At 38.1% G+C, this 4,577-nt stretch carries 2 protein-coding genes; both read left to right on the top strand.

What is annotated here, in order from left to right; translation table 11 throughout:
• The first annotated feature begins 45 nt into the window (after positions 1-45).
• A complete protein-coding gene (locus tag AC1VS3_RS12635; protein WP_481275674.1) occupies positions 46-1,842 on the top strand; it encodes an InlB B-repeat-containing protein in 1,797 nt (598 codons plus the stop codon).
• A 78-nt stretch (positions 1,843-1,920) separates the two neighbouring features.
• A complete protein-coding gene (locus tag AC1VS3_RS12630; protein WP_017144709.1) occupies positions 1,921-4,419 on the top strand; it encodes an FILTED domain-containing surface protein in 2,499 nt (832 codons plus the stop codon).
• Positions 4,420-4,577: the final 158 nt, after the last annotated feature.

Here is a 4,577-nt window from a genome sequence, read left to right as displayed (position 1 = left end):
CGAAAAACAGCGTAAAATCAACGTTTTCAAGTGGATATAAATATTGTGCAGAAATATGACTTAAATGGTGGAACATCGGTTACCCCGATTACTGATCAAAACGTTTATCATCATCCAGATACAAATGTAAAAGAAAATATAATCAAAGTGAGTGAACAAACACCAACTCGTCCAGGGTATGTTTTCAAAGGATGGAAATTACAGGATGAGGATAAGATTTACCATGCGCATGATGAAATTCAAGTAAAAGATGTTTGGAAGTATGAAAATGATTATGACATCACTTATACCTTTACCGCTTTATGGGAACCTTTGCATGCATATAAGGTGCATTATGATTTACAAGGCGGTCTTTATGAAAATAATGCATCGATTGCTGATGAAATAGTGCAATTTGATGACATTGTGAATATTGGGTATCGGCCAATGCGCAAGGGTTATACGTTTGATGGTTGGTATTACAAGGACACCAAAGTCGCTTCAAAAACAGCATATCAAACACTCGTCCAAAACGATGAAGAAGTAAAGGAAATCACGTTAGTTGCCAAATGGATCAAGGATGATACGCAATGGGTACGTATCACGTTTCAAGAAGGGGAACATGGAAAACTAATGAATAATCCCTTTACTGAAAATTTACTACCTAATGAGAATGGTTCTTTCTATATGGAAGTATTAAAAGGAACAAATTGGACTGATCATAACTATCAAATGCCGCTAATTATCGCGGATCATGGTTATGATGTTGCAGACCCTGCATGGAAATCAAACGATGAAAAATATACATTTGAAGAATATGTACAGGGAAAGGTAGCTTTTTATCAAGATGTTACGTTTATTGCACAATATAAAGAATTAGCATATGTAACGATACAACATAGTATCACAGATAAAGATGGTAAGCCGATTGTTGATGAAGAGGGAAATGTACTCAGCGTAGGAAAATTATCATTGGAAACAGAACAGGTGAATCCGGTGATTGGTCAACCAGCAGGTTCAAAAGTGGTATATGATAATGCGAATGATGATTATGTATTTGCTTATTGGCTGACACCAAATCAGCAGAAAGTATATGATTTTGAGATTATGCCAACACAGAAGGATCATGTGTGGGTAAGTGAAACTTATAAAGCTGTTTTCTTACCAGATGAAAATCATAATGGAAAACCTGATGAGAATGAAGTTTTATCCATGTATTATGATGCAAACGGTGGCAGTGGAAGTGTCATCGATGAAATGATGTATCATGTAAAAGATCAAGTACTAATAAAGGACAATGACTTCACATATCCAAAGGAAAATGTTATCTTCATCGGCTGGAGCAAACAGCCATTTACAGTGATTTTGGCAGATGGCAAGGCACCTCAAGAGATGTTACAGCCAAAGGATAGCTTCGCCATCATGGAGACAACGACGCTATATGCCGTATGGGCTATGGATGAAAATGGTAACCATATTCCAGATTATCAAGAATCTTTGTCGATGAATTATGATGCAAACGGTGGCAGTGGAAGTGTCATCGATGAAATGACGTATCATGTAAAAGATCAAGTACTAGTAAAGGATAATGCCTTCACATATCCAAAGGAAAATGTTATCTTCATCGGTTGGAGCAAACAGCCATTTACAGTGATTTTGGCAGATGGCAAGGTACCTCAAGAGATGTTACAGCCAAAGGATAGCTTCACCATTATGGAAACAACGACGCTGTATGCCGTATGGGCTATGGATGAAAATGGTAACCATATTCCGGATTATCAAGAATCTTTATCGATGAATTATGATGCAAACGGTGGCGTTGGAAGTGTCATCGATGAAATGACGTATCGTGTAAAAGATTAAGTACTAGTAAAGGATAATGTTTTCACTCATCCAAAGGAAAATGTTATCTTCATCGGTTGGAGCAAACAGCCACTAACAGTGATTCCGACAGATGGCAAGGCACCTCAAGAGATGTTACAGCCAAAGGATAGCTTCACCATCATGGAGACAACGACACTGTATGCCGTATGGGCTATGGATGAAAATGGTAACCATATTCCAGATTATCAAGAATCTTTGTCGATGAATTATGATGCAAACGGTGGCAGTGGAAGTGTCATCGATGAAATGACGTATCATGTAAAAGATCAAGTACTAGTAAAGGATAATGCCTTCACTCATCCAAAGGAAAATGTTATCTTCATCGGTTGGAGCAAACAGCCACTAACAGTGATTCCGACAGATGGCAAGGCACCTCAAGAGATGTTACAGCCAAAGGATTACTTCACCATTATGGAAACAACGACACTGTATGCCGTATGGGCAATGGATGAAAATGGTAACCATATTCCGGATTATCAGGAAGAGCGCTTTACGGTTACATTTATAGCAGGAGAACATGGAAAATTACTTGGAACAACCACATATAAAAATTATTTGGTCAAGTCAGCAATTCATGACGCACAGCATTATAAAGAACCTACACCGGTAGCAGAAGATGGCTATGTGTTTGATAAATGGGTGATCGTTGATAAAGATGGACATGCACTTTTAGAAGTTGCAGAACCTGGCGCATATGTGATTCACGGCGATACGATTGTCAAGGCAGTATTTGCAAAGGATGACAACCATGATGGAATTCCGGATGAGCGTGAAGAAAAATTAAGGGTAAATTTCGTTGTGGCAGAACATGGTGCATTAGAAGGGACTACTCAATATAATGAAGTGTTAGCAAATACGAAACTCAAAAATGTAATAGATTATCAGACACCAAAACCAAAGGGAGCTGCTGGTTATACTTTTGATAAATGGATCGTTAAAACGGTGTCGAATAAGGAAGGGATAGAGATTAAGGATCCAAGCGAATATACGATAACCGAAAATACCGTATTTTATGCTTACTTTGCTAAAGATGAGCATGGAACAGATCCTATTCATCCCGATCATGGAGATGGCATTCCAGATAAATATCAAGTTGAAGTAAACTATGAAGTAAAAAATGGTACACTTGTTGGAACAAGGAAGACCTATGTAACCCTATATGATGAAAACAATGAGCCTTCACAAACTGGGAACGGTCAATTAACAGCGTTGCAGATTCCTTTGGCAATTGCGGATAAAGGCTATGACCAAAGCAGCCTACAATGGTATCCAGTATGGCCAGAAGCTGGTATGAAAATCAAAGAAAAGATGACGTTTAAAGCCAAGTTTGAAACGGCTGATTATCAATTGACTATTCGATATGTTGATGAGGATGGCAATCGCATAGCTGAAGATTATCAAACAAAGATTGCTTACCTGAATCGCTATGAAATAACATCTCCACATGTGGATACCTATGTTTTGGAAAATGAAAATGATCATATAATCACAGGCAGCATGGATGCGGAAGATAAAGAAATCGTTGTTCATTACACCAAAGACATTCATGGGACAGATCCAAAGCATCCCGATAAAGGAGACGGCATTCCAGATAAATATCAAGTGGCAGTTCATTATGAAGCTGAACATGGAACGGTTGCTTTTGATCGTGTATATGTGACATTACGAGATGAAGAAGGAAATTTTGCAACACATGGAAGTGGTAAACTAAGGGTTGATCAGATTCCAACAGCTATAGCAGATGAAGGATATGAGCAAGAAAGTGCGTCCTGGGTAAATAAAAAACCGACCATCGATATGATCATAACAAAAGATACGACGTTTAAGGTTGTTTTTCAAGCAAGTAAAGAACCTGAAAAACCAGTGACACCAAGTGATCCCGAGAAGCCAGATACTCCTCAAAACCCTGAGGAGCCAGATACTCCTGTAACACCAGATAAACCTGATACCATACCTCCAACGAATGGAGGCAATACCGTTGATGCTCCTCAGCTTCCAGAAACAACGAATAGACCAATCGTAGCAGAACAGCCTAGGATGCCATCAGTTTCAGATACAAGACCATTCGCACCAAACATAATGGGGAATACGCAATCGAATGGAGAAAGTGAACATGTTGATGAAAATGAGACACCGTTAACAAATGGGGATGTAGAAGTAATTAAGGAAAATGTAACACCGAAAGCGAAAGGCACGGAAGCAAACTGGGCGATCATGAATTTCATATGCATGATCATTACGGTATTACTGGCAATACTTCTGTTATTATCAAAAAGTAAAAATGAAGAGAAATTAGAAAATGATAAGACGTATTCTTATGATGAGCAAGAAGATTATCAGGAAGAAAAACGCAGCTTATTTATAAGAAGTCTTGCCTTACTGCTTGCGATTATTTCAATCATTGTCTTCTTCTTAACGGAGGATATGAGTTTGCCGATGGTTATTATTGATAACTGGACAATTTATATGCTATGTTTTGTTATCGTACAGCTTATTGTCTTTATTTTAGGCAGACGATGGAAAGAAGTAGAGCAGGAAGAAAAACAAAAAGCTTAATGTAAAGAAAAGACGCGCTTCGCGTCTTTTCTGCATTTTGACCAAAATAAAAAAGCTGTTGCATATCACCTAGAAAGGCTCATTTGCAACAGCTTAATGAATAAAGGATATTTAAATTATCGTGGGGATAAAACCTGCCTCTAAATTATCATGGGGTT

It is taken from the genome of Longicatena sp., from assembly GCF_982403165.1.
Note: the sequence above shows the minus strand (reverse complement) of the source record. Positions and strands in the feature narration are given on the sequence as shown.